18 protein-coding genes and 2 pseudogenes are annotated in these 26,064 nt (G+C 56.4%); 12 read left to right on the top strand and 8 right to left on the bottom strand.

The window, feature by feature from the left end; all coding sequences use genetic code 11:
- The first annotated feature begins 133 nt into the window (after window positions 1-133).
- From DW082_RS06855 to DW082_RS06840, 4 genes are read left to right on the top strand one after another with little or no spacing between them, the layout of a single operon-like run.
- The gene (locus tag DW082_RS06855; protein WP_118457937.1) at window positions 134-1,291 is read left to right on the top strand and encodes a TlpA disulfide reductase family protein; all 1,158 of its coding nucleotides are present in this window, start codon (window positions 134-136) and stop codon (window positions 1,289-1,291) included.
- Window positions 1,291-2,037 carry a UDP-2,3-diacylglucosamine diphosphatase gene (locus DW082_RS06850; protein WP_101573593.1) on the top strand — a complete coding sequence of 249 codons (747 nt, stop codon included), beginning with the start codon at window positions 1,291-1,293 and terminating at the stop codon, window positions 2,035-2,037. Before DW082_RS06855 ends, DW082_RS06850 begins: the two co-directional genes overlap by 1 nt.
- Window positions 2,038-2,041: 4 nt before the next feature.
- Entirely contained in the window at window positions 2,042-2,836 is a 795-nt protein-coding gene (locus tag DW082_RS06845) for a thymidylate synthase (RefSeq protein ID WP_055203022.1), read from the top strand.
- Window positions 2,833-3,315, top strand: coding sequence for a dihydrofolate reductase (locus DW082_RS06840; RefSeq protein WP_055203025.1), 483 nt, complete (start codon window positions 2,833-2,835; stop codon window positions 3,313-3,315). Before DW082_RS06845 ends, DW082_RS06840 begins: the two co-directional genes overlap by 4 nt.
- A gap of 11 nt (window positions 3,316-3,326) precedes the next feature.
- On the opposite strand, the gene DW082_RS06835 is transcribed toward DW082_RS06840, so the two are convergent.
- Complete coding sequence (locus tag DW082_RS06835) at window positions 3,327-4,826, bottom strand: potassium/proton antiporter (protein WP_118457935.1); 1,500 nt, start codon at window positions 4,824-4,826, stop codon at window positions 3,327-3,329.
- Window positions 4,827-5,132: 306 nt separating this feature from the next.
- Here DW082_RS06835 and DW082_RS06830 point away from each other — a divergent pair, with 306 nt between their 5' ends.
- Window positions 5,133-5,780: a DUF4136 domain-containing protein gene (locus DW082_RS06830; RefSeq protein ID WP_101573589.1), complete on the top strand. Its 648-nt coding sequence runs from the start codon at window positions 5,133-5,135 to the stop codon at window positions 5,778-5,780.
- Between the two features lie 43 nt (window positions 5,781-5,823).
- Window positions 5,824-6,456 carry an outer membrane beta-barrel protein gene (locus DW082_RS06825; RefSeq protein ID WP_101573587.1) on the top strand — a complete coding sequence of 211 codons (633 nt, stop codon included), beginning with the start codon at window positions 5,824-5,826 and terminating at the stop codon, window positions 6,454-6,456.
- A gap of 92 nt (window positions 6,457-6,548) precedes the next feature.
- Here DW082_RS06825 and DW082_RS06820 read toward each other — a convergent pair whose 3' ends face one another.
- Window positions 6,549-7,862, bottom strand: a complete 1,314-nt coding sequence (locus DW082_RS06820; RefSeq protein WP_118457933.1) for a UDP-glucose/GDP-mannose dehydrogenase family protein — start codon at window positions 7,860-7,862, stop codon at window positions 6,549-6,551.
- Window positions 7,863-8,070: 208 nt separating this feature from the next.
- On the opposite strand from DW082_RS06820, the gene DW082_RS06815 reads away from it, so the two are divergent.
- A complete protein-coding gene (locus DW082_RS06815) occupies window positions 8,071-9,174 on the top strand; it encodes an MraY family glycosyltransferase (RefSeq protein ID WP_101573582.1) in 1,104 nt (367 codons plus the stop codon).
- A 73-nt stretch (window positions 9,175-9,247) separates the two neighbouring features.
- Window positions 9,248-11,602: an SLBB domain-containing protein gene (locus DW082_RS06810; RefSeq protein WP_257937112.1), complete on the top strand. Its 2,355-nt coding sequence runs from the start codon at window positions 9,248-9,250 to the stop codon at window positions 11,600-11,602.
- Window positions 11,603-11,762: 160 nt separating this feature from the next.
- On the opposite strand, the gene DW082_RS06805 is transcribed toward DW082_RS06810, so the two are convergent.
- The 3 genes from DW082_RS06805 to DW082_RS06795 form a co-directional block, all read right to left on the bottom strand.
- Window positions 11,763-12,659: a ComEC/Rec2 family competence protein gene (locus DW082_RS06805; RefSeq protein WP_118457931.1), complete on the bottom strand. Its 897-nt coding sequence runs from the start codon at window positions 12,657-12,659 to the stop codon at window positions 11,763-11,765.
- Window positions 12,656-14,086 (bottom strand): nitrate/nitrite transporter, encoded by a 1,431-nt coding sequence (locus DW082_RS06800; protein ID WP_118457929.1) that lies wholly within the window; start codon window positions 14,084-14,086, stop codon window positions 12,656-12,658. Before DW082_RS06800 ends, DW082_RS06805 begins: the two co-directional genes overlap by 4 nt.
- A 75-nt stretch (window positions 14,087-14,161) precedes the next feature.
- On the bottom strand, window positions 14,162-16,162 hold the full coding sequence (locus DW082_RS06795) for a tetratricopeptide repeat protein (RefSeq protein ID WP_101573672.1): 2,001 nt from the start codon (window positions 16,160-16,162) through the stop codon (window positions 14,162-14,164).
- 315 nt (window positions 16,163-16,477) lie between these two features.
- Between DW082_RS06795 and DW082_RS06790 the strand changes: the two genes are divergently transcribed.
- From DW082_RS06790 to DW082_RS15455, 4 genes and pseudogenes are all read left to right on the top strand, one after another.
- Complete coding sequence (locus DW082_RS06790) at window positions 16,478-17,743, top strand: adenylosuccinate synthase (RefSeq protein WP_055203044.1); 1,266 nt, start codon at window positions 16,478-16,480, stop codon at window positions 17,741-17,743.
- A 24-nt stretch (window positions 17,744-17,767) separates the two neighbouring features.
- Window positions 17,768-18,469, top strand: a complete 702-nt coding sequence (locus tag DW082_RS06785; RefSeq protein ID WP_101573577.1) for an OmpA family protein — start codon at window positions 17,768-17,770, stop codon at window positions 18,467-18,469.
- Window positions 18,470-18,632: 163 nt separating this feature from the next.
- Window positions 18,633-20,214: pseudogene (locus DW082_RS06780) on the top strand (ABC-F family ATP-binding cassette domain-containing protein); the annotation flags it as partial.
- Window positions 20,208-20,519 carry an ABC transporter C-terminal domain-containing protein gene (locus tag DW082_RS15455; RefSeq protein ID WP_373419261.1) on the top strand — a complete coding sequence of 104 codons (312 nt, stop codon included), beginning with the start codon at window positions 20,208-20,210 and terminating at the stop codon, window positions 20,517-20,519. The pseudogene DW082_RS06780 and the gene DW082_RS15455, both read left to right, overlap by 7 nt.
- 81 nt (window positions 20,520-20,600) lie before the next feature.
- Here DW082_RS15455 and DW082_RS15010 read toward each other — a convergent pair whose 3' ends face one another.
- The 3 genes and pseudogenes from DW082_RS15010 to DW082_RS06770 all read right to left on the bottom strand — a co-directional run bounded on the left by DW082_RS15010 (window position 20,601) and on the right by DW082_RS06770 (window position 25,992).
- Window positions 20,601-21,878, bottom strand: a complete 1,278-nt coding sequence (locus DW082_RS15010) for a TolC family protein (protein ID WP_101573575.1) — start codon at window positions 21,876-21,878, stop codon at window positions 20,601-20,603.
- 30 nt (window positions 21,879-21,908) lie between these two features.
- Window positions 21,909-24,944: pseudogene (locus DW082_RS06775) on the bottom strand (efflux RND transporter permease subunit); the annotation flags it as partial.
- Between the two features lie 7 nt (window positions 24,945-24,951).
- Entirely contained in the window at window positions 24,952-25,992 is a 1,041-nt protein-coding gene (locus DW082_RS06770) for an efflux RND transporter periplasmic adaptor subunit (RefSeq protein ID WP_259335544.1), read from the bottom strand.
- Window positions 25,993-26,064 lie beyond the last annotated feature (72 nt).

Here is a 26,064-nt window from a genome sequence, read left to right as displayed (position 1 = left end):
GATACTATAAATGCCGGGAAAATCGTTTTATATTGTGAGAAAATTAATCTATTTTTGTAACTTTAAAAAAGTCACGGGTTTCGTGCTTCGGCCCGGCCGTGACGACCGTATTGATAATACGAGAAGAAACTGTATGAAAAAGATTCTTTCGGTCATTACCCTGACCGTGTTGATCGCATCTTGCGGACAGGATCGCAAAGCGCGTGTCCAGGGCTCTTTCCCGGGACTGTCTCACGATACCGTGTTGCTGGAAATGGTTACGACGCAGGGACGCCGGATCGTGGATTCGACCGTTATCGACCAAGGGGGCGATTTCCGTTTTCGGGTGAAGCTGCCCGAGAAAGGCCCCGTATTTTACAACCTGCTTTGCGACGGCAGTGCGATTCCGCTGATCGTGACGCCCGGAGACCGGATCGAGGTCAACTCGCTGTGCGACCTGGCCCGGAACTACACGGTCGAAGGCTCCGAGGAGTCGCAGTTGCTCAAGCAGTTCAATACGCAGTACGGCAACGGCGTCGCGACGCTCGATTCGCTGTCGAAGATTTACCGGAATACGCCCGTGGTGGCGGATACCGAAAAGCGGCGGAAAAACCTGCTGGATCAGTACCTGGCGGAGTATTACCGGATCAAGCGCGAGCACATCGCTTTCATTATGGCCCATCCTTCGTCGATGGCTGCCGTTTATGCGCTGTACCAACGGTTGCCGGACGACCCGTGGCTGTTCAATGAAAAAACCGATCTGATCTATTACCGGATCGTCGCGGATTCGTCGTCGGTGCGCTATCCCGATGCTTCGCGCGTGAAGGTGCTTCAAAAAGAGATCGAAGAGCGGAAAAAGGTGCTCGAACTGGCCGACCGGATACAGAACCAGTCGGGGAACGCGCTGAATTATCCGGAAATCGACTTGCAGGATGTGTACGGCAAGGATCAGAAGTTGTCTTCGCTGGACGGAAAAACAATCCTCGTCAGTTTCTGGTCGACCCGAGATTCCCGCTATCCGGTGCAAAACGCCGAAATGAGGGAGCTGTATAAAACTTATAAAGACCGAGGACTGGCCATCTATCAGGTATCGCTGGACGACGAGAAAGCCGACTGGGTGACGGTGGTGCAGGATCAGAAGCTCCCGTGGATCAACGTGTTCGATCCGCGCGGCACGGGCGGTATCGCGGCCATGAGCTATAACGTCCAGGCCGTGCCGTCGAACGTGCTGATCAGTTCCGACGGTGCGATCGTGGCTCGTAACCTTTTCGGGGATCAACTGAAAAATAAAGTCGCCGAACTGGTCAGGTAATGTACTATTTCGCATCGGATATCCATTTGGGCCTCAAGGTGGGGCAGACGCACGCCACGCGCGAGCGGTTGTTCGTCCGCTGGCTCGACGAAGTGTCTGCGGATGCCGAGGCGATTTTTCTGGTGGGCGATGTTTTCGATTTCTGGTACGAGTATCGGCGCGTCGTGCCGAAAGGGTTCACGCGGCTGCTGGGAAAACTGTCGGAACTGACCGACCGAGGGGTCGCCGTCCATTTTTTTCCCGGTAACCACGACCTCTGGGCGTTCGACTACTTGCAGACCGAGTGCGGGGTGGTACTGCACCGAGCCGATTACGAAATTCTCGCGTTGGCCGGGAAACGGGTTTTCATCGGACACGGCGATGTGTTCGGCAAGCGGGGGCGCGGGGGACGGCTGCTGAGCCGGGTGTTTCGCAGCCGGGCGATCCAGTGGGTTTTCTCGACATTCGTCCATCCGAATGCGGCGATGCGTTTCGGCCACTGGTGGAGCGGTTCGAACCGTAAGGCGAAACCGATCCGGCATGCGTTCCGCGGCGCAGAAGAGCCGATCGTGCGTTTCGCCTCCGATTTCCTGAAAGAACATCCGGGGATCGACCTGTTCGTTTGCGGGCATATTCATTGCGCGGAGATCGTTCCGCTCGCGGGCGGCAGCCGGATCGCATTCCTCGGCGAGTGGATCGACCGCCCCACTTACGGCAAACTGGATCAAAACGGATTTACGCTGAACAGCTATCCGACAACATCATAACGACATGCAACAATATCTCGACCTGCTCCGCCATATCAAGACCTGCGGCACCGTGAAAGGCGACCGCACGGGTACCGGTACGATCAGCACGTTCGGCTATCAGATGCGTTTCGACCTCGGAGCGGGGTTTCCGGCGCTGACGACCAAAAAGCTGCACTTGCGTTCGATTATTCATGAGCTGCTGTGGTTCCTGCGCGGCGATACCAACATCCGCTATCTGCACGACAACAACGTGACGATTTGGGACGAATGGGCCGATGCCAACGGCGACCTCGGACCTATTTACGGATACCAGTGGCGCAGTTGGCCCGCGCCGGACGGCAGCCATATCGACCAGATCGCGCAGGTGGTCGACCAGATCCGCAGCAATCCGGACTCGCGCCGGCTGATCGTCAGCGCGTGGAACGTGGCCGAGATCGATAGGATGGCGCTGCCGCCGTGCCATGCGCTGTTCCAGTTCTACGTGGCGGACGGCAAACTCTCCTGTCAGCTTTACCAGCGCAGCGCGGACGTTTTTCTCGGCGTGCCGTTCAATATCGCTTCGTATGCGCTGTTGACGATGATGATCGCGCAGGCGACCGGCCTGCGGCCCGGCGAGTTCGTGCATACGCTCGGCGATGCGCACATCTACCTGAATCATACCGAACAGGTCGACCTGCAACTGGCGCGCACGCCGCGACCGTTGCCGGTGATGAAGATCAACCCCGACGTCAAATCGGTCTTCGACTTCCGCTACGAGGATTTTTCGCTCGAAGGCTACGATCCCTGGCCGTCTATTAAAGCGCCGATCGCCGTATGATCTCGATTATCGTGGCCGTAGCGCGCAACGGGGTGATCGGGGATCGCAACCGGCTGATCTGGCATATTTCGGAAGATTTACGCCGGTTCAAGGCGATTACTACCGGGCATCCGGTGATTATGGGACGCAAGACTTTCGAATCGCTCGGGCGTCCGCTGCCGAACCGGATCAACGTCGTGGTGACCCGGCAGACCGGTTACCGCGCCGAAGGGTGCGTCGTCGCCGGTTCGTTGGAGGATGCGATCCGGCGTTTCGATCCGTCCGAAGAGATTTTCGTGATCGGCGGCGCGCAGATTTATGCCCAGGCGTTGCCGCTGGCCGACCGCTTTTACCTGACGCGGGTGGAGGCCGATTACGAAGGCGATACCCTTTTCCCGGCGTGGAATCCGGCCGATTGGACGCCGGTACGCGAGGAACGTCGCGAACGCGGCGAAAAGTTCGAACATCCTTTCGTTTTTTTGGATTACGTCCGCCGTTAGGTTTCCGGCATTCAGGATGCCGGTTCGGACGGAGTATTGGAATCCGGGACTTCCGTGTCCGGATTTTTTTTGCTGTGCGAAATGATCATCAGCTTGTCGTTCAGATAAAGCTTGCTGCGGCCGTTCGGAATAAAGAAGGTGTCGTCGCGCTTGACGGTCACGACCAGTTCGTCTTCCGGCAGCGGCAGGTCCATCAGCCGGTCGCCTTTGACCAGCATGTCGGCGGTCACGTCGATTTCGGACAGGGTGGATTTGATCTCCGCCGGCAATTCTTCGAAGTTGAATTTCCGGCTTTTGGGAGCCGTGTCGTCCGTCAGTTTCAGTTTTTTAGCCATGAAGTTCACCGTCGTGCCCTGTACGACCAGCGAGACGATCGTGATGAAGAATACGATGTTGAAGATCAGCGATGCGTTTTCGATACCCGCCGTGAGCGGATAAGTGGCGAAAATGATCGGTACGGCGCCGCGCAGACCGACCCACGACACGTAGGATTTGGCGCGGGTACTCATTTTGCGGAACGGAAGCAGGCATAAGAATACGGTCGCCGGGCGGGCCAGGAAGATCATTACGACCGAGATCAGCAGCCCGATCGCCATTACCGGGATCAGTTCTTTCGGATTGACGAGCAGTCCGAGCGTGAGGAACATGACCAACTGCGACAGCCAGGCGATGACGTCGAAAAAGGTCGCTGTGCTGCGATGATGCGGCATTTTGTTGTTGCCGACGACCAGCCCGGCGATGTAAACGGCCAAATAGCCGTTGCCCTGAATCAGATTCGTGAACGAAAAGATAAAGAAGACGCAGGCCAGCAGCAACACGGGGTAAAAGGAGCGGTTGTCGATGTTCAGCCGGTTGATCAGCAGCAACGAGACGCGTCCGAGCACGTATCCGGCGACGGCCCCGATCGAGATCTGCAACAGCAGGATCGAAACCGACTCGCCGAAACTCATTTCGCCGACCTGGATGATCTGGATGAACAGGATCGTCAGGATGTTGGCCATCGGGTCGTTGCTGCCGCTTTCGAATTCCAGCAGCGGACGCATGTTCTCTTTGAGTTTCAGTCCTTTCGATCGCAATATCGAGAATACCGAGGCCGAATCGGTCGACGACATTACGGCGGCCAGCAGCAGCGATTCGTAAAGCGTCAGCGAAAAACTTGGGAAAAGGTAATCCGTAATCAGGTAGATGGCTCCTCCGGTGATGGCGGTGGTCAGCATGACGCCCAACGTAGCGAGGATGATTCCCTGTCCGAGAACCGGGCGGATCTCTTTGAACTTGGTGTCCATGCCCCCGGAAAACAGAATGACGCTCAGTGCGATCATTCCGATGAACTGGGCGATCGTCGGGCTGTTGAACTGGATGCCTACGCCGTCGCTGCCGAATGCCATCCCCACGCCGAGAAAAAGTAGCAACATCGGCACGCCGAACTTGTAACCGGCTTTTCCCGCGACAATACTCACAAACAATAAAACCGCTCCCACCAACAGGATATTCCCGGCATCCAGCACCATCTTTCTCGAAAGTTAGAATAATTACAGAAAACGTCTCATCTGCTCAAAGATACGAATTTTTGTCGTGCATCGCAAGATTTATGCCTTAAGAAAGTCTTTTCGGAACAAAATAAAGATTTATCGGGGAGCGGTTTCGGGAATGAAAAAACGTCGCGTTCGGGCGCAAAAGCAGGAAGTTTGGGAGGAGATTTGCCGCCGGTCGGCGCGGTTTCGGCAGACGGGGCGAAAGTAGTGTGGAACGGATTTTGAAATAGATTCGGTTGTAGTATTTATAGAATTCGAAAACCTTATTAAATAGCAAAGAGTATGAAAAAATTAATTTACGTTTTGATTGCCGTTTTTGCACTGACCTCTTGTCGGGAGGATCCGGATCTGGGAGATCTGAGCAGTGATTTTCTGGTGTTTACCAATTACGACGGCAAGGCGGATTTCAACCGTTTCACCCGTTATTATATGCCCGACAGTGTGATGGTGATCGGCGATACGAAAGATCCGGAATACTGGACGGGCAGCAAGGCCGCCGATATCCTGAAAGCCTATGAGGATAACATGCAGGCCTGCGGTTATGTCCGTACGGACGATAAATCGGAAGCCGACGTCGGTTTGCAGATCAGCTACGTGCAGAGCGTCGCCTATTTCGTGGATTACCGCAATCCTTATTGGTGGAACGAATATCCCGGTTATTGGCTTCCCGGCTACTGGGGCGATTGGGGATACTGGTATTACCCTTATCCGGTCGTGTACAGTTACAGCGTCGGTTCGCTGCTGACCGAGATGGTCGACCTGAGTACGTCGCCCAGCGCCGACCGAAAACTGACCGTCGTCTGGAACAGCTTCCTGAGCGGATTGCTGAGCGGATCGGACGCGTTCAACATGGAACTGACCGTAAGGGCTATCAATCAGTCGTTCGTGCAGTCCCCCTATCTGGTCAGAAGTGCCGCAGTCGGGGAATAAGTTCCGTTTCAACCCATGTAGAATTTAAAAACAGCAGAATATCATGAAAAACATAAAAAGCAAATTAACGGGATGGGCAGCGGTTGCCGTTGCGGCGTTGTTGCTGCCGTCCGTCGGTCGTGCTCAGGGCAACGACAACATCTATCTGAATATCGACTGGCAGTACAACGTGCCGCTCGGAGCCAGCTTCGCCGATAAATCGAGCGGCTGGGGAATGAACTTCGAGGGCGGTTATTATTTCCCGAATAATTTCGGCGTGGGTGCGTTCATCGCTTACCATACCAACAACGAGTACATTCCGAGGCAGACTTTTCCGGTCGGCGAGACTTCGACGGTGACTACCGACCAGCAGCATTCGGTCTTCCAGTTGCCGTTCGGCGCCACCGGACGTTATCGTTTCTTGCAGACGAACGTGCTGGAACCTTACGTAGCCCTGAAACTCGGCGCCAATTACGCGCGCATTTCTTCCAACTTCTACATATTGGAAGCCTATGAAAAGACGTGGGGATTCTATATGTCGCCGGAAATCGGTCTGAACGTTCGCCCGTTCGGGGCATCCGGCTTCGGGTTTCACTTCGCTCTTTATTATAGCTATGCGACCAACAGCGGGACGGTGTTGAAATACAAGACCGACCAGTTGAATAATTTCGGTTTCCGGATCGGCGTGGGATTCTGACGACCGTCAAAAATATGAATCCGGCGGAGTCTTGAACAGACTCCGCCGTTTTTTTGTCCGGAACTGCAGCCGGGAAACGGGGCCGCCTCGGATCAGCCCCCGATGTAGTGGTAGACGATCGACGTGCCGTCGAATTCGTGTTTGTCGTAAATGTTGCGGCCGTCGAACAGCGCCGGACAGCGCATCGTCCGTTCGATGACCGGCCAGGACGGTATCCGGAATTCTTTCCATTCGGTGACCAGAAGCAGGGCGTCCGCATCGACGACCGCTTCGTACATGTCCTTCGCATAGGCGACTTTGTCTCCGACGACGCGGCGGCATTCGTCCATCGCTACCGGGTCGTATACGGTGATCCGGCCGCCGGCCCGGAGGATCAGGTCGATCAGCACCAGCGACGGAGCTTCGCGGATGTCGTCCGTCTGCGGTTTGAAGGCGACGCCCCACATCGCGATCCGCTTGCCGGTCAGATCGCCGCCGAAATAACGCATCAACTTGTCGAACAGCACGCGTTTCTGCTGCTGGTTGACGCTTTCGACCGCGTGGAGCACCTGCATCCGGTATCCGCGCTGTTCTGCCGTATGAATCAGCGCCTTGACGTCTTTCGGGAAGCAGGACCCCCCATAACCGCAGCCCGGATAGAGGAATTTGCTGCCGATTCGCGGATCGCTGCCGATCCCTTTGCGAACCATGTGGATGTCGGCTCCGACCAGTTCGCACAGGTTGGCGATGTCGTTGATGAAGCTGATCCGCGTAGCCAACATGCAGTTGGCCGCGTATTTGGTCATTTCTGCGGACGGGATGTCCATGAAGATCACACGGAAGTTGTTCAGCAGGAAAGGCCGGTAGAGCCGGGTCATCAGTTTGCGGGCCCGTTCGCTGTCGATTCCTACGATCACGCGGTCGGGACTCATGAAATCTTTGATGGCATTTCCCTCTTTCAGAAATTCCGGATTGGAAGCCACGTCGAACGGGACTTCGATCCCGCGTGCCGCCAGTTCCCGTTCGACCGTTTCCCTGACCTTCGCGGCGGTGCCTACCGGTACCGTGCTTTTGGTGACCAGCAGCGTATACTTCGAAACGCTCGCCCCGAACGTTTTCGCGACGTCGAGCACATGGCTCAGATCCGCCCCCCCGTCTTCGTCCGGCGGCGTGCCGACCGCGATGAAGACGACGTCGACGCTGTTGACGACCGCGCCCAAATCGGTTCCGAACGACAGGCGTCCCGCCCGCATGTTTTTTTGGATCAGCGTGTCCAGTTCCGGTTCGTAGATCGGAACCTTTCCGTTTTGCAGGCGTTCGATCTTCTCCGGATTCGTATCTATGCAGGTGACTTTGATCCCCATTTCCGCGAAGCAGGTGCCCGATACCAATCCGACGTACCCGCTGCCGACAATCGCAATTCTCATTGATTTACAGTTTTTGAAAAGCAGGGTTCCCCGTATTCCTGCTCCGGCTCAATACAAGCGGTGAAAATAACGTTTTATTTTATAAAAACAGGGTTTTATCGTTGAAAAATGACGTTTTCGGCCGAAACGAATAAAAATGGAATGCAGACCGGCAGAATGTCAAACATAATTCGTATTTTTGCAAGGCTTTGTTTCTACTGAATACGCAATGTTGAAATTGTTTGTCATAGCTACGTTTCTGATTTCGGCTCTGGTCGGACGTTTGACGATTCCGAAAATCATCCTGATCGCTAAAAAAAAGAAGCTTTTCGATGAGTTTTCCGAACGTAAGCTCCATCATACGAATATTCCCCGTTTGGGCGGCGTCGCTTTCTTCCCGGCTTTCCTGTTCTCGGTTTCGCTGATGATGGGACTGCGGTACTATCTGGGTTACGATATCACGGCGACCGCGCTGGAAACGGATGTTTTCCGCGAGATCATGTTCCTGATAGCGGGGTCCACGTTCATTTTTTTCACCGGACTGTCGGACGATCTGTCGGGCGTGTCGTACAAAAGCAAGTTCGTGATGCAGATCGCGGTGGCTATTCTGCTGATTTTCGGCGGGATAGGAATCGAGAACTTGGGCGGTCTTTTCGGACTGTATCAGATCCCGGTATGGGCGGGCTGTATCCTGACGGTGTTGGTGGTGGTTTTGCTGGTCAATGCGTATAACCTGATCGACGGGATCGACGGCCTTTGTTCGGGGCTTGCCCTGCTCGCCCTGGGGACGCTGGGCGGATGGTTCTGCTGGAACGAACTGTATGTTTACGGCATGATGACGATGGGGATCGCCGGCGTGGTGAGCGTCTTTTTCTTTTACAACGTGTCGGGAAAGCGGATGAAAATATTCATGGGGGATACCGGGTCGCTGACGCTGGGCTACCTGATCGCTTTTTTCGGGTTGGAATTCTACAACATGAATATCAATACCGATATGTTTCACATACGGTCGGCTCCGGCCGTATTCCTGGGGATGGTGTTTATCCCGGCCTTCGATACGCTTCGCGTTTTTTGCGTGCGGATCAAGGCGGGGCTCTCCCCGTTTTACCCCGACAAGAGACATATTCATCATAAAATGCTGCGGATCGGGCTGACTCATTTCCGCAGCGCGATGGTGATTATCGCTTTGCAGGCCGGTTTTATTTTGTTGAACATCTTGTTGAAAGATTTGAATATCAATTTGCTCTTTGCGATCGATATCGTGCTGGGCATTTTGTTGATTCGCTTGCTGGACATACTGGGCAATCGCAAAACAAATCCGACCGGGAAGTGAGCGGATAATAGAATCAGGGCAGTTGCGTTTTACTAATCCGAACCGTTTTTTTGATAAAATTATAATATTTCATATGAATTCGACACGTAAATCAGGTTATGCTTTACTCATAGGGGCCTTGTTGATGCTAACGGGCGCGTCGGGCCAGGTGGTCGTTACGCCGGGAATGGTGCAGCAGGCGAAAGCGATGGGAGCTTCGGACGCCCAGATCAATGCGGCGATGCATGCGACTTCTCCCTCTTCTTCTCAATCTTCCCGAGCGGATACGTCCGCGGACACGGGCGGGAACGAAGTGCGACGGGAAGCTTCCGCCGATCAGCGGCAGGCATCGGAGGATAAGACTGCCGTTCAGCGCCGTTCGGTCGATTCCCTCACCCGGAATACCGTTTTCGGACAGGAGATATTTTCGACGAAGAACCTGACTTTCGCGCCGAGTTACAACATGGCTACTCCGCCCAGTTACGTGCTGGGGCCCGGCGACGAGGTGATCATCGAAGTCTGGGGCGAGGCGGAATCGCGCGTACAGGAGAAAATTTCCCCGGAAGGCAGTATCAGCATCCAGGGGGTCGGCCCGATCAATTTGGCCGGATTGACGGTTGCCGAAGCCCAAAAAAGGGTCGAATCCCGGATTCACGAGATCATGAACGGACAGGTGAAGGTGTCGCTGGGGCAGATTCGCAGCATCAAGGTCAATATTTCCGGGGAGGTCGTTACTCCGGGGACTTATACGCTGCCTTCGCTGGCGACGCTGTTCAATGCGATCTATTCGGCCGGCGGGGTCAACGGGATCGGGTCGCTCCGGCATATTCAGGTTTTCCGGAACAGCAAGCAAATCGCCGATCTGGATGTGTACGACTACCTGATCAACGGGAAATACGAGACGAATATCCGGCTGGAAGACAACGATATGATCATCGTGCCGCCTTATGACAACCACGTGACGATCGGGGGAAAGATCAAGCGGGAGCGTATTTACGACATGAAAGACGGCGAGACGCTGGCCCGGCTGATCGATTTCGGGGGTGGTTTTACCGGGGATGCTTACAGCGACAACGTGACGGTGCACCGCAAGAGCGGCCGGATGCTGACCATTCTGACGGTGGATAAAGCCGATTTCGGGACGTTCGAGCTGTTGGACGGCGATAGCGTGAGCATCGGGAAGGTGCTGCCGATGTATGCGAACATGGTTGCGATCGAAGGAGCCGTATGGCGTCCGGGCGAGTACGAATTTTCCGAAAAAATCGCGACATTGTCGCAGTTGATCGCAAAAGCCGAAGGGTTGAAGGGCAGCGAGTTCGCCTCGCGGGGACAGATCACCCGGGTGGATATGGCGAACAATTATACGGTGATCCCGTTCGACGTTCGGGAGATCGTCGGCGGACAGACGGACATCGCGCTGCAAAACCTGGATCGGGTTTACATTCCGAATATCTACGATTTGCGGGAAGAATATACGGTTACGGTGAAGGGAGAGGTCAACAACCCGCATACGTTTACTTTCCGCAAGGGGATGACCGTGGAAGACGTCGTCCTGATCTGCGGCGGTTTGCGGGAATCGGCCTCGCTGGCCAAGATCGAGGTGGCCCGCCGGATCAAGGATCCCCAATCGACTTCCTATTCGCCTAAAATCGCGGAAAATTATTCTTTCGAGATATCGGAAGATTTGAAGATCGCGCCGGAAGACAGCCGGTTTCTGATCGAGCCGTTCGACGAGATCTATATCCGCCGGTCTCCGGGGTATTCCGAGCAGCAAAGCGTGGCGATTACCGGCGAAATACTTTTCGGCGGCGAGTATGTGCTCGCTTCGGCCGGGGAACGGCTGTCCGATATCATCAAGAAAGCGGGTGGTTTTACGCCGGAAGCTTATGTCGTCGGGGCGAGCGTGCAGCGGCGGCTGACTGCCGACGACCGCGCCAAAGTCGCAGCCGTGATGGCGATTGCCAATACGAACAAGGGGAAGGATTCCGTATCGACGCAGTCCGTCGAGATTCCCGATTATTATCCGGTGGGGATCGACGTAATGGCGGCCGTTAAGAATCCGGGTTCTAACGACGATATCATCCTGCAGGACGGCGACCGCATCTTTATTCCGAAATTCAATAGTACGGTGCGCGTGTCGGGAGCCGTGTTGTACCAGAATACCGTCGTGTACGACCGGTCGAAAGTGAAGGATTATATTTATCAGGCCGGCGGTTACAAGCAGGAGGCGCGCAGGCGTCCTTTCGTCGTCTACATGAACGGCAAAGTGGCGGCTACCCGCGGCGGATTCCTCTGCAAGCGTTATCCGAAAGTGGAGCCCGGCTGTCAAGTGATCGTTCCGATGAAACAGGAGCGCAAGGGGAACGGGCTGGCTAACGTGATGGGAATGATGTCCTCGACGGCGTCTCTGGCGGCGATGGTCGCTTCGATCATCAACCTGAGCAAGTAAAAGTTGCGATATAAATTCAGAAAAGGAACCGGAATTAGAAAATTCCGGTTCCCTTTTTTGATTGGTGTTGTTTCGGTTCCGGGATTGGCCGGACGGCAAATCCCCGGAATCTGAAGGATAAGATTCCGGGGACTTTAAAAAATGCCGTTTTTGGGTTCGGTTACCCGAGTTTGAACAGTCCCAGACAGCTGACGTGGTGCTCTTTGATTCCCTTTTCATCCATCCAGCGGCGGGTGTCGATCGTTTTCAGCGGGCCGGTGTTGAAACCTTTCCCCTGGTCGTTGTTCCATACCCAAGTCGGCGTGGGCCAGAGGCAGGCTTTGAAATTGATCGTTTTGTAGAAGTTTTCGTCGCAACCCTGCTGCCCGTGATGGGCCATTTGCAGGTAGTCGCAGTCGAGGTCTTTGCGGTAGGGGCCGTTCAGCGCTTTGTTGCCGCACTCGACGCCGGCATCGCCGAGGAATACGAGCGATTTGGCTTTGTCCCACACGCGGATGATCATGCTGGAATTGTTATAGGGGTTCGTGCGGAACTCTTCGTTGGTCACTCCCAGGATCTTGAAATTCAGGCCGTCGATCTGTCCGGTCAGCCCCGGTTCGGTCTGGTTCGCCACCTCGATGCCCGATTTGTCCAGCGCTTCGTAATAGTCCAGCGCATATTGTTGATAGGGGGCCTCGCAGGCGAGCAGCGAGTCGGAGAAACGGGAGTGGTATACCTTATTGATTTTCATGCCGTCGGGTTTTTGCAGGATCTTGGTCAGCGCGCCGACGTGGTCGTTGTGCGGATGCGACGTGAACCATGCTTCCACTTCGTTGCCGAGTGCGGCGATGAATCCCCGCAGGAAAAGCGTTTCGTCGTTCATTCCGCCGTCCATGACGACGACGCGCCCTTTGTCCGTCAGAAAAACGAACGAATTTCCGATCGTGTCTACCTGAGAAGGAAGTTGCCAGAGGGTAAAACCCGATTTGCCGGTTCCTTTTCCCCATAAATCGAGCGGCGCTACCGCCGCTGCGGCGCCTCCGACCAGTGTGACGCGTAAAAAATCTCTTCTTTTCATGGTATTTGAGTTTTAGTGGTTGAGTTCGTTTGCAATTCGTCGTTCGGTTTTTCAAGTCCGTATCCTTTGCGGGCGTCTTCACGGCGCAGCAGGAGCGCGAAGACGATCGACAGTGCCCCGAATCCGGCGAAAATCAGCATCGGCAGCGTGTAGTCGTAGCGCGTGGATACCACGCCGTCGATCACGACGGTGCCGGCGATGCAATGGTTCTTGAGCACGACGCCGATCAACAGCGGGACGAAGGCCAGGCCCCAGTTCTGTATCCAGAAAATCATCGAATAGGAGGTGCCCAGCATCCGGTACGGGACGATTTTCGTCACCGAAGGCCACATGGCCGACGGCACCAGCGAAAGGGCGGCTCCGAGTACCAGTACCAGCACGACGGCCATCCAGTTTGCCGTGAGCGCCGGGATTGCGAACAGAGTGTATACGCAGACCAGCAGCGCCGAGCCGATCAGCATGATCGTAGCCCCGTGTCCCCGTCGGTCGTAAATACTGCCGAACAACGGGGTGAGCAAGATGTTTCCGAACGGCAGCAGGGCCGGTATCGCGCCTGCGAATCCGGGCGATACGTGGAATTTCTGGATCATCAGTTCGGTGGCGTATTTCAGGAACGGGAAAACGGCCGAATAAAACAGCACGCAAAGGATCGTAATGTACCAGAAAGCTTTGATTTTCGCTATTTTGACGATGTCGGACAGTTTGAATTCTTCCTCTTTTTCCGTGCCGGGGAGCGTTTCCGTTTCCCGGTCTTCCCGCCGGTCCAGCACGCAGAAAACCAGGAAGCTCAGCAGACCGATGCAAAGCAGCAACAGACATACGGCGAGCGGAGCGCCCGGATTGCCCGTCATCCGAGCCAGCGGCAGCGACCCGAACACCGCGATCGCGGTTCCGATCCGTCCCGCCGCTACGTTGATGCCGAGGGCCAGCGCGAGCGACCGTCCGCGGAACCATTTGACGACCGCTTTATTGGCCGTAATGCCGATCATTTCGACGCCGACGCCGAAAACGGCGAATCCGAGCGTCGCGTACAGCACCTGCGATTTGACCGAGAAAAGCGAATGCCCTCCGATCGAAAACGACGAGACCGCTCCGCCGAGGTCGGCAGTGATTGCCCAGTATTTCAGCAGGGTGCCCCCGATCATCAGCCCGACCGACAGGACGCCGGCGTAACGGACGCCTTTTTTGTCGAGGATCATACCGCCGAAAATCAGCATCAGCAGGAAGATGTTGAGCCAGCCGTAACCGCTCGTGAACAGCCCGTAGTCGGAGCTGTCCCATCCGAGCTGCTGTTCGAGCAGGGTTTTCAGCGGCGCCATGACGTCGGCGATGACGTAGCCGGTCAGCATCGTGAACGATACCAGTCCCAGTACCGTCCAGCGCAGGACGGGCGACGCGGCCATTTTTTTCCGTATGATCTCTTTCATCGGATCGGTTTGCTGTTAGTCTTTTTCCGTCGACCCGGAAGCGGCGCGTTCGCTGCCGGTGTCGTCGTAGCCGGGCTATTTATTGCCCGGCTGCCCGTATATTTTCAATACTTTATAAGCTTGCTGGATACCCAGTTCCCCGGCCTTGCTCATGTCGAGACATCCTTTGTGGGTGTCTTTCAGGTAGATCTGGATCAGTCCCCGGTTGTAGTACGCCTCTCCGAACTGTGGGTTCAGCTCGATGGCCCGCGTGTAATCCTCCAACGCCTCGGACATTTGTCCCGACAGACAGTACAGGTTGGCGCGATTGTAATACGAGTAGGCGAAATCGGGTAACAGCTTGATCGCCTTGTTCAGGTCGCCGATCGCCTCGTCGTAATTGTACGTACGGGTCGATTGAGTCTTGAGGCGGTTGGCCGGGTCGCTTTCGATGGCGATCCGCTGGAAGCTGTTGTCGATCGACGAGACGAAGTCGATCATCTCGCTTTGCGTCGTGCTGCGGTTCAGGTACAGGAACGGGTTGGACGGGTTGCGGTCGATCGCCGCCGTATAGTTCGAAATGGCGCTGGTGTACTGCTTGATCAGCGATTGCGAGAGTCCCCGTTTGAAATAGATCTGCCATGAGTCGCTTCCCGTCCGGATCGAATCGCCGTTCGCCGCATCGAACGCGATCAGCGAATCGGGCGGAACGTCGCTGTCGCGGTTCACCCATTTCAACAGCGGCAGGCCGATCTGCTTTTTGAAACGCTCGGCTTCTTCCGAGTAATAGGGCTGGAACTGCTGCGGAATCTCGGCGTTCCGGGTGCTGTCGGGTTGTGCCAACGAGAATTTGAACAGCGGCAATAGCGCGATGTCGGCGCTTTTGGCATTGACCTGCTGGTATTCTTCGTCGGTGAAATTATTTTCGAACGATAGCAGTTGGTTGAACTGGCGACTCGTGTCGGCGTAGATCGAGAAGGTGCTGTCGTTCAGCTTCGAGCGGTATTCGGCGATTTTCCGGTCGGCGGTTTCCTTATCGCTGCGCGAACCTTTCAGGTCTTTGGTCGCGTAACGTAGCGACGAGCGATTCAGGTAGGCGTTGGCGAAGTCCGGATAGAGCTCGATGGCGCGCGAATAGTCGCGGATGGCCGCGTCGTAATCGCCCAGTTGGGCGTACAGGCCGGCCCGGTTATAGTAGACGAGCACGTTGTTCGGAGAGTACAGCGCCACCCGGTCGTAGTCTTCCAGCGCCTTGTTGTAGTCCCCGATCTGCGTACGCAAGATCGCCCGGTTGAAATAGGTCAGCGCGCTGGTCGAGTCGAGTTCGATCACCCGGCTGAAATCTTCGATGGCGTCGACCGGCCGCCGGGTGTTCGAGTAGACCAGCGCCCGGTTGAAATAAGCCGGGATAAAAGTCGAGTCGTAGCCGATCGCCCGGTCGAAATCCTGTTTCGCAAGGTCGTATTTTTTCTGACTCAGATACAGCGAGCCGCGACGGTTGTAACCGTTCGGGTCGTAGTAGTTGGTGCGGATGCCCTGGTTGTAGTCTTCCAGGGCGCGCGTGGTGTCCTTCATGTACAGGTAGCTGGTGCCGCGGTTCAGGTAGGCGTCCGAGACCTTGTTGTCATAGCGGATGAAAGTCGTGAAATCCGCGATGGCTTTTTCGAACTGTTGGCTCAGCAGGAAGGTGACTCCGCGGCTGTAATAGGGGCCGGGACGGTCGGGGCGCAGGTCGATGGCTTCCTGGAAATCTTTCAGGGCGTCGTCGTAATTGCCCAGCCGCGAACGGGTGATGGCGCGGTACTGGTAGGCGGTCGTAAAAACCGGATTCTGGCGGATGGCGAGCGTGAAATCCTGTTCGGCGCCCAGCAGGTCGTCGAGGTTGTATTTGGCGATGCCGCGCAGGAAATAACCCTCGGTGGCGGTCGAGTCGACCCGCAACAGGATATTGAGCACCTCGATCGCATCCTGATACTTGCTGTCGATCAGGAAGTTCTGTCCCACGTAGAAAAAGTAGGCCTTGTTGAGTTGCGCTTTTGTTTCCCGGTGCGGCCCGACGGCTGCCAGCAACAACAGAATCAGCAGTATTTTTCGCATTCGCATTCCCGTTTTAAGGTGCTAAGTTAATTATTTTACCGAAAACCCCCGAGTGTTTTCCGGTTAAATTAACGGACGGACGGGCGAAAGTAGTATCGTCCGCAATCGAACCGTCGCGGCTCCGTGCTGCGGGACGGGCGTTCGCCGATTTCGCTTTTGACGCGCTTTTGTTTCCGGGGCGGTACCGCCCTTCGTTCCAGCGTTCTTGCCGGGCGCGAAAATAGCGCTTAAATTTTGCGGACGTCTTTTATGTTATGAAAAAGTTACGTACCTTTGAAAGCAATTTTGCGTTGTGAAATTATTCTAACCGTACCAATGAAAAAAATAGATGTTGTTTTAGGTTTGCAATGGGGTGACGAAGGTAAAGGAAAGGTGGTGGACGTACTAACCCCCGACTATCAGGTGATCGCCCGTTTCCAGGGTGGGCCGAACGCCGGACATTCCCTTCATTTCGAAGGCAAAAAATACGTGCTCCACACGATTCCTTCCGGGATTTTCCGCGACGGATCGATCAATATCATCGGCAACGGCGTCGTGATCGACCCGGTGATCCTGTCCGACGAGATCGCCACGTTGGAGGCCGACGGCGTCGACGTACAGAGCAAGCTGCTGATCGCCAAAAAGGCGCACCTGATCCTGCCGACCCACCGGATCATCGACGCGGCTTCCGAAGCTTCCAAAGGCAAGACCAAGATCGGTTCGACGCTGAAAGGAATCGGCCCGACCTACATGGACAAAACCGGACGCAACGGGTTGCGCGTAGGGGATATTCTCTCTCCCGCGTTCGAAGAGCGTTACCAGCGACTGAAAGCGAAACATCTGGAATTGCTGCGGCAATACGATTTCCAGTTCGATATCACCGATTACGAGAAGGAGTGGCTCGAAGGGATCGAAAATCTGAAGCGCTTCCGTTTTATCGAGGGCGAGCACGTAATCAACGGGTTGCTCGACGAGGGCAAGGCGATTCTGGCCGAAGGGGCTCAGGGGTCGATGTTGGATATCGATTTCGGCACTTATCCTTTCGTGACCTCTTCCAATACGCTTTGCGCTGGGGTTTGCACCGGTCTCGGGGTGGCTCCGTCGCGGATCGGCAATGTGTACGGGATTTTCAAGGCATACTGCACGCGGGTCGGCAGCGGTCCGTTCCCGACCGAGCTGTTCGACGAGGACGGCGAGAAGATGCGCCGGATCGGCATGGAATTTGGTGCTACCACCGGGCGTCCGCGCCGCTGCGGATGGCTCGACATGGTGGCGCTGCGTTATTCGGTGATGATGAACGGGGTGACCGCGCTGATCATGATGAAGTCGGACGTGCTGAACGATTTCGAAAAACTGAAAGTCGCCGTAGCCTATAAGGTGGACGGGAAGGAGACGACCGAATTCCCGTATGAGGTCAACGGGGAGATCGTTCCGGTCTACAAGGAGTTCGAAGGATGGAACTGCAACATCAACGGGATACGGAACTACGATCAGTTTCCCACCCGGCTGAAGGAATATATCGAATTTATCGAAAAAGAGACGGGCGTGCCGGTGAAGATCGTATCGGTGGGACCCGACCGTGAGGAGACTATTATCCGATAAGTATCGGAGTAAATTGCGACGGATATGAGAACAGGAAAATTTTCGATGGCCGCCATGTTGTCGGCGGCATTGCTGATGACCGGTTGCGCGGCTTTTCAGAACATGAGTTCTACGGGTAAAGGCGCTACGATCGGCGGCGGCGGAGGAGCCGTTGCCGGCGCCGGGATCGGCGCGTTGGCCGGAGGCGGTAAGGGCGCCGCGATCGGTACGCTGGTCGGCGCGGGAGTCGGCGCGGGAGTCGGCGCGTTGATCGGTAAGCGGATGGACAAGCAGAAAGCCGAACTCGAAAAAATCGAGGGCGCGAAGGTCGAAACCGTGACCGACGAAAACAACGTGCCCGCCATCAAGGTGACATTCGACGACAAGATCTTGTTTGCCACCGGAAAGAGCGAACTGGGCGACGCTTCGCGTTCGGCGCTGAAGAAATTCGCTTCTTCGCTGGCCCAATCTCCCGAGACGGACGTGGCGATCTACGGTCATACGGACAATACGGGCAGCCGCGAGATCAATCAGAAATTGTCCGAGGAACGTGCGCAGGCCGTATCTAACTATTTGATAGGTCAGAAGATCGATCCGAACCGGATTACTACGCGCGGACTGGCTTACGATGCGCCGATCGCCGACAATTCGACCGAGGAAGGGCGTGCGCAGAACCGCCGCGTGGAGATCCTGATTACGGCCAACGATAACATGATCCAGCAGGCTCAGCAGGAAGTTGCGAAGTAGTTCTGCCGGAAACGTTCGATTTAAAATCCACTCCGAAACGGGTGGATTTTTTTGCGACGGTTTCTCTCCGGTTTTCTTTTCCGTTGCATTTTTCCGGACCTGACTATGAAAAACCGGATGAATCGGCCGTAACTTTTTATCTTTGTACGAAAAAAGGGAGTTTATGGTCAGTTATCTTCAGGTGGAGGGGCTCGTCAAATCGTTCGGCGACCGGGTGCTTTTCGAAAATTTGTCGCTGGGAGTCGGCGAAGGTCAGCGTATCGGACTGATTGCGAAGAACGGGACGGGCAAAACGACTCTGCTCAACATCATTGCCGGGCGCGAGGATTACGAGGCGGGGCGGATCACGTTCCGCCGGGATCTGAAAGTGGCTTATCTGGAACAAAATCCCGCGTTTCCCGAAGGAACGACCGTGCTGGACGCCTGTTTCCTGGCCGATTCGCCCGCGTTGCGCGCCGTTGCCGCCTACGAACAGGCGGTGGCGTCGGCAGACGAAGACGTTTTGCACCGGGCGATGGCCGAAATGGACGCGCAGGATGCCTGGAACTACGAATCGCGGGTCAAGCAGATCCTCACGCAGTTGAAAATTAAGGATTTTGATCAGCCGACCGGACAGTTGTCCGGCGGTCAGGTCAAGCGGGTCGCTCTGGCCAATGCGCTGATCGCCGAACCCGACCTGCTGATCCTCGACGAACCGACGAACCACCTCGACCTTGAGATGACCGAATGGCTCGAAGAATATCTGGCTCATACCCGACTGAGCTTGCTGATGGTGACTCACGACCGTTATTTCCTCGACCGGGTCTGCTCGGACATCGTTGAGATCGACGACCGGCAGGCGTACGTGTATCACGGCAATTACAGCCTTTATCTCGAAAAGCGGCAGCAGCGGCTCGATGCGGCCGATGCGCAACGCGAGCGCGATAACAATCTGTACCGTACCGAGTTGGAGTGGATTCGCCGGCAGCCGCAAGCGCGCGGGACGAAAGCGCGTTCGCGGGTCGAGTCGTTCGGCGAACTCGAGGAACGGCTGCGCAAGCGCCGCGAGAGCGGAGATGTGCGGCTGGACGTCAAAGCGGCTTACATCGGGAAAAAGATCTTCGAGGTGCGGGGGCTTTCCAAACGTTTCGGCGACAAGGTGATTCTCGACGGATTCGACTACCGTTTCGCCCGTTACGAAAAAATGGGTATCGTCGGCGACAACGGCACCGGAAAATCGACCTTTATCAAGATGCTGATGGGGCTGGTGCAGCCGGATGCCGGGACGATCGATATCGGCGAGACGGTCCGTTTCGGCTACTATTCGCAGGACGGGCTGTCGTTCGACGATGGCGCGAAGGTGATCGACGTGGTGACCGAAATAGCTGAACATATCGAGCTGGGCGAAGGGCGCCGGTTGAGCGCGTCGCAATTTTTGCAGTATTTCCTGTTCACGGCGCAGACGCAGTACGATTATGTCGAAAAACTCAGCGGCGGCGAACGGCGACGGCTGTACCTCTGCACGGTGCTGATGCGCAATCCGAATTTTCTGGTGCTTGACGAGCCGACCAACGACCTGGATATTATGACGCTGCAAGTGCTCGAAGAGTTCTTGCAGGGTTACGGCGGTTGTTTGATCGTAATTTCGCACGACCGTTATTTCATGGACAAAGTAGCCGATCACCTGCTGGTTTTCCAGGGCGGCGGGCAGATCAAAGATTTTCCGGGGAATTACAGCGATTACCTTGAGTGGAAACGGCTGAAAGAGTCCGAAGAACGGGCGGCCGGATCGCGGGAGAACAAGAAGATACAGGAAAAGCAAATGCCGAAACAGTCGTCCGCGCCGTCCGGCAAACGCAAGCGGACGTATCAGGAAAACCGAGAGATGGAACGGCTCGAACAGGAGATTCCGCAGTTGGAGCAGGAAAAGGCCGAGCTGGAGCGACTGCTCGGCAGCGGTAGCCTATCTGTCGGGGAGCTTACCGCCAAATCGGTGCGGATCGGCGAGGTGATCGCCCTGATTGACGAAAAAAGTATGCGGTGGCTCGAATTGAGCGAGATCGCGGGGTAGAGAAGGCGTAAACGGATGGCCGCTTTGTTTCTGGAAATCGCACCGTAAGCCGCGGTCGTGCGGTGGCGACGGTCGTGCGGATTATCTGGAAAAATCGTAGCGGCCGATCGCTTTCTTATAGGCCGAAATGGCGACCTTTTCGTTGAAATGGGCCGTTACGGCGTTCGTATAAGCTTGTAACCACGAAAGTTGCGCGGATATGACGTCGAGGATGGTCAGTACCCCCTCGTTGTAGCTGAACGTGTTCAGCGACAGGTTCTCGCGTGCGACGTCGAGGTTTGAGCGGGCGGTCGCGATCTGCAAATTCGCTTCGGTGATGTTTGTCCATGCGTTCGAGATCGCTACCGAAAGGTTGTCCGCGACGGCGGCCTGCGCATACTGCGACGAGCGGAGCGTCGCTTCGGCCGCATGGACCGTGTGACGCCGTTCGTTCCAGTGGAAAATCGGGATGTTCAGCCGTAGGAATGCCAGCCCGTCGATCCGGGTCTGTCCGTGATAGTTCGGCGACGGGGTGTTCCAAATGCCCTGCACGCCGGCCGAGAGCTGCGGGTTGAACCGCGAAGCCGCCAGTCTGACGTTGTACCGTTGTAGGTCGATTTGTTTGCCGGCGATCAGGTAGGACGGGTGCGACGGGACGGCCTCTTCCGGGGCTATCTCCTGCAACGGCGGAACGGATTGCGTGATCGAGTCGGCCGCATGGCGGGGCGCGTCGGGTTTTTCTCCCATCAGGATGTTGAAATTGTGCAGCGAAATACGGTAGGCGTTTTCGATCTGTATACGGCTGAATTCAGCTTCCTGCAATCGGGTCTGAATCATCAGCAGGTCGTTGCGGGCTACGTAGCCGTCGTCGAAACGCGTCTGCACTACGTTGAACATTTCGCGGACGATCGCTTCGTAGCGGGTCGTGATGTCCAGCAGCGCTTTGTTCGAAGCCAGATTCCAGTAGTTGTATTCGGCCAGGTAGGCGACGTCCAGCTCCGATTGCTGTTCCTGCAACCGGAACAGATCTTGATTCACCTGCGCCTGTCGGTAACTATCGCGGACGCTTCCTCCGACGTAAATTTGCTGTACCAGAGCCGGCTGCAACGAAAACGAATAGGGTTTCAGCAGCCGGTCGCTCTGAAAACGTTTTCGGAAGTTGATCGAAAAGTCGCCGTCGGCGCTGAGTTGAGGCAGGAAACCGGTGTAGCTGCCCCGGACGGCGGCCTCTGCGGCGCGGGTCTGCTCGGCGGCCTGTTTCAGCGTGTAGCTGTATTGCAGGACGCGAAGTCGGTAGTCGTCGAGCGAGAGCGTGTCCTGGGCGGCGGCGGAGCCGGATACGGCTGCGATCAGTAATAGGTATATGAATTTCGTACGCATTGCGGGGTTTGTTTTAGGGTTTGCAGGCGCCGGTTTACGGATTCCGAAAAACAGGCAGTAAGCGACGGGCAGTACCAGAATAGTCAGCAGCGAAGCAACCAGCAGTCCGCCCATGATCGTGGCGGCCATGCCGCCGAACATCGAATCGAACAGCAGCGGCAGCATACCGAGAATCGTGGTGCCGGAGGCCATCATGACCGGGATGATTCTCGATCGGGTCGCCGACAGAACGGCGTCGTAGGGGCTTTTGCCGACTGCCGTTTCGGCGCCGATCTGGTCGACCAGTACGATGGCGTTCTTGATGTTCATGCCGACGAGTCCCAACAGGCCGAGCATCGCGAAAAAGTCGAACTGTTTGCCGGTAGCCAACAGGCCGACGACGACGCCAATGAAAATCATCGGCACCATCAGCACGATGACGACCGGTTTTTTGTAGGTACGGAACAGCAGCAGCAGCGTGATGAATATCAGTATGAACGTGAGCGGCATGTTGGCGGCCAGCGCGGCGTTCGACTCCTGTTGTCCCTGTTCTTCGCCGAAGATCTTCAGGTCGTAGCCTTCGGGCAGCGCGATCCGCGACCGCACTTGTTCGAGCACCTTGCCGAAAGCCGCTTTCGTATTGGCTCCGCGTACCGGGTCGCACTGGGCCATCATCACCCGTTCGCGGTTGTAGCGCTTGATCGTGCCGTAACGGAATCCGAAATCAAAACGGTCGACGACCTGCTCGAGCGGATAGACATTGCCTTTCGGCGAGTAGATCGGCACCGATCGCAGGTTATTCAGGTTGAAATCGGCCCGGTCGTCGTCGACCAGCAGAATCGGCATGAACTGATCCTTATGACGGTACTCGCCGAGTTGGTAGCCCGAGGTGGCGATGGTCATCTGCTGGGCTGCCGCGAGTCGCGTGATGCCGAGCCGGGGCCCTTTTTCCTGCGAATAAACGGGTTCCCAGACCGGGATCGGGTTGCCCCAACTGCTGCGGATGTCGGTGACTTCCGGGATCTCGCGCATCAACCTTTCGGTCTGTTCGGTCAGCGCGGCGAGCGTGTCGATGTCGGGACCGATGAATCCGATTTCGATGGCCGCTTCGACCGCAGGCGACAGTTTGAACAGCGACGAGCGTACCAGCAGGTCGGGGAAATTGGCGCGGGCATAGGCGTTGAAACGCTCCTCCACCGCCGCCGTCGAGTCTTTCGCGGTCAATTCCACCAGCAGGTTGCCGAAATTGGGTTTCGGGCCGAACGAAGTGCTGGCCAGGTAGTACCGCGGAGGAGAACTGCCCATCGTCGCCGAGACGTTCTTAACGGACGGTTGCCGTAACAACCACTCTTCGAGCCGCATTATGTTCCGTTCCATATCCCGGATATTGTAGCCGTCGGGCAGGAAACAGTCGGCCCGAAAATAGGGCTTGTCGAGGTTCGGGAAAAAATTTTGCGGCATGGCTCCCATGACCAGCAGCGACCCGGCGAACAGCGCGACCATGATCCCCGCGACCCACCAGCGCCGGCGGATCAGCCGTTCGAGCAACTGGTCGAACAGGCGGTAGAATTTCCGGTCGTAAGGGTCTCGCGGAGCCGCCTGCGTTTGTTCTTTCAGAATGTAGCTGCCGAATAGCGGGGTTTGGCTCAGCGCGAGCATCCAGCTCAGCAACAGCGAAATGGCTACGACGACGAACAGCGGTTTGACGATCTCGGCGACCGCCGACGGGGCCAGGTACAGCGGCAGGAACGAGCAGATCGCAATGAACGTGGCTCCGAGCAGGCCCCATTGCGGTCCGGTGGCTCCGTCGATCAGCGCCTGCCGTCGTCGCGCGCCGCGCAGGATCGCGTTTTGCGCGTTGTCGGTTACGACGATCGCGTTATCGACCAGCATTCCCATCGCGATGATGAATCCGGCCAGCGAAGTACGGTTCAGGCCGACGCCGAGAAACTGCATGATCAGCAGCGTGCCGCCGATGGCGAAGATCAGCGAACTGCCGATCAATATGCCGGCGCGCAGACCCATGATCAGCATGATTAGTACGATTACGATCGAAATCGATTCGATCAGGTTGACGATGAAGGTATTGTTGGCTTCCCGAGCGATCTGGTTTTCCGGATAGAGCGTCTGTAGCGTGATGCCGATCGGTATCTGCGGGTTCAGCTCGGCCAGTTTCCGTTCGATCAGCGCGCCGGTTTTGACGACGTCTTTTTCCGGGTCGGTCGAAACGCCGATCCCGATGGCCCGCCGGCCGTTGACGCGCATCAGTGTGCCTGGCGGTTCGGCATAGCCCGCTTCGATCCGGGCGATGTCGCCCAGGCGCACCTGAAGACCCTGGGTCGAGGTCAGAATCTGGTTGCGGATGTCGTCGAGGTTCTTATAAGTTCCCGTTTCGATGATCTTGATCTGCATCTGGCCGGCCATTTTTTCGCCGCTGCCGACCAGCGTGTTCTGCCCGCTGAGGATGCGGATCACTTCGTCGGGCGTGATGAACAGGTTGCCGAGGGCCGACATGCTGAGGTAGACGTTCACCACCCCGTTCTGTTCGCCGAACAGCGTGACTTTCTGCACGCCGGGCACCGTCACCAGTTCGGTCTTGATTCGCTGCGCCCAGTCGCGCATCTCTTCGTAGGTAAATCCTTCGTCGGCCGAGAGTCCGTAATAGATGCCGAAGACGTCGCCGAAATCGTCGCTGACCGAGATGTTCGACGCCCCGTCGGGCAGCGCGGGCTGCACGTTCATGATTTTGCGGCGCAGTTCGTCCCACATCTGCGGCATCTCGCCGGCCGGCGTCGAGGGTTGCAGTTCGATCATGATTTTCGACATGCCGTACCACGACTCGGACGTGATCTTGTAGACGCGGCGCATCGACTGGATTTCGCGTTCGATCGGTTCGGTGATCAATTGTTCGACCTCTTCGGGCGTCGCTCCGGGATAGCGGGTGACGATCGCCGCGCTTTTAATGACGAATGGCGAGTCCTCCTTTTTGCCCAGTTGCGTGAAAGCGACAATGCCGCCGACGAGCAGTATGGCCAGGAAAAAAAAGATAACCTTGCGGTTGTCGAGCGAGTAGCGGGGTAGATTCATGGTACGGTTATTTGATGATTTTTACCGTTTCGTTCGGATTGATCCGGTAGATGCCCGCCGTGACGACCGTGTCGCCGGGCAGCAATCCGCTCTCGACGGCGATCATGTCGCTGCCGATCGGCTCGCCGAGTTCGACCCGGTTCAGCCGGGTGCGGCGTTCGCGGTCTATCGTCCAGACGTAGTTGCTGTCGTTGCGTTCGAATACGGCGGTCAGCGGTACGGCCGTCAGGCCGGGGCGGTCGGGATTGTTCACCCGCAGGTTGATCATGCACGACATGCCGGGAGCGATGTCGTATTTTTTCAGGTTCTCTCCCTCGAGCGTCAACGTGACGGAGATGCCGGTCGCCTGCGTCGAGGTCTGCACGTATTCTTTCAGCCGCGCGCCGAACGTGACGCCCGGGTAATTGTCGAATTTTACCGAGAACCGGATGCCGGGGATCTTCAATGTCTGCAATCCGCTCTCCGGCATCGTGAACATGACGCTCTCGGTGATCGGGTTTACCAGCCGCACGACCGGTTCGCCGGCCATCACCTGCTGGTAGTTGTCTACGTACTTCTTTTCGACGGCCCCTGCGAACGGCGCGCGCAGTCGGGTATCCGCGAGGGTCGTTTGAGAATTCTCGTAAGCGGATTTCGCACGGACGTAGGCGGCGTCGGCCATTTCGTAGTCCTGGCGGGAGATCGCCTGCTTCTCGAGCAGCCGTTTGTTTCGCTCCATTTGCGACCGGGCGGTCAGGTAGGTGGCTTTGTCGGCCTCCATTTGCAGCGAATACTCGCGCGGGTTGATCTCGGCGATTACATCCCCTTTTTTGACGCTCTGGCCGGTGATGACGTTCATCTTTAGGATCTGTCCCGAGATCCGGAAAGCCAGGTTCGAAATATCGTCGGCTACGGACATGCTGGCGAAGTCCTTGTCGACCGAGCCGAGCGGTTGGGTGGCGTATACTTTTACCGGGCGGATCTCTTGTTGCGCGGGTTGTGTCCCGGAATGGCCGCAGCTTTGCAGCGACACCAGGATGCCGGCGGTGAAAATGAGTTTGGCATTCATAAGCGATAGTCTGATATGGCTGACCTTCAGCTAAAATCATGCCATGCCGTCCGGCGGCGGACGGTTATGAAA

Origin of the sequence: Alistipes sp. AF48-12, assembly GCF_003477565.1 — a bacterium.
Taxonomy (GTDB): Bacteria; Bacteroidota; Bacteroidia; order Bacteroidales; family Rikenellaceae; genus Alistipes_A; species Alistipes_A hominis.
Note: the sequence above shows the minus strand (reverse complement) of the source record. Positions and strands in the feature narration are given on the sequence as shown.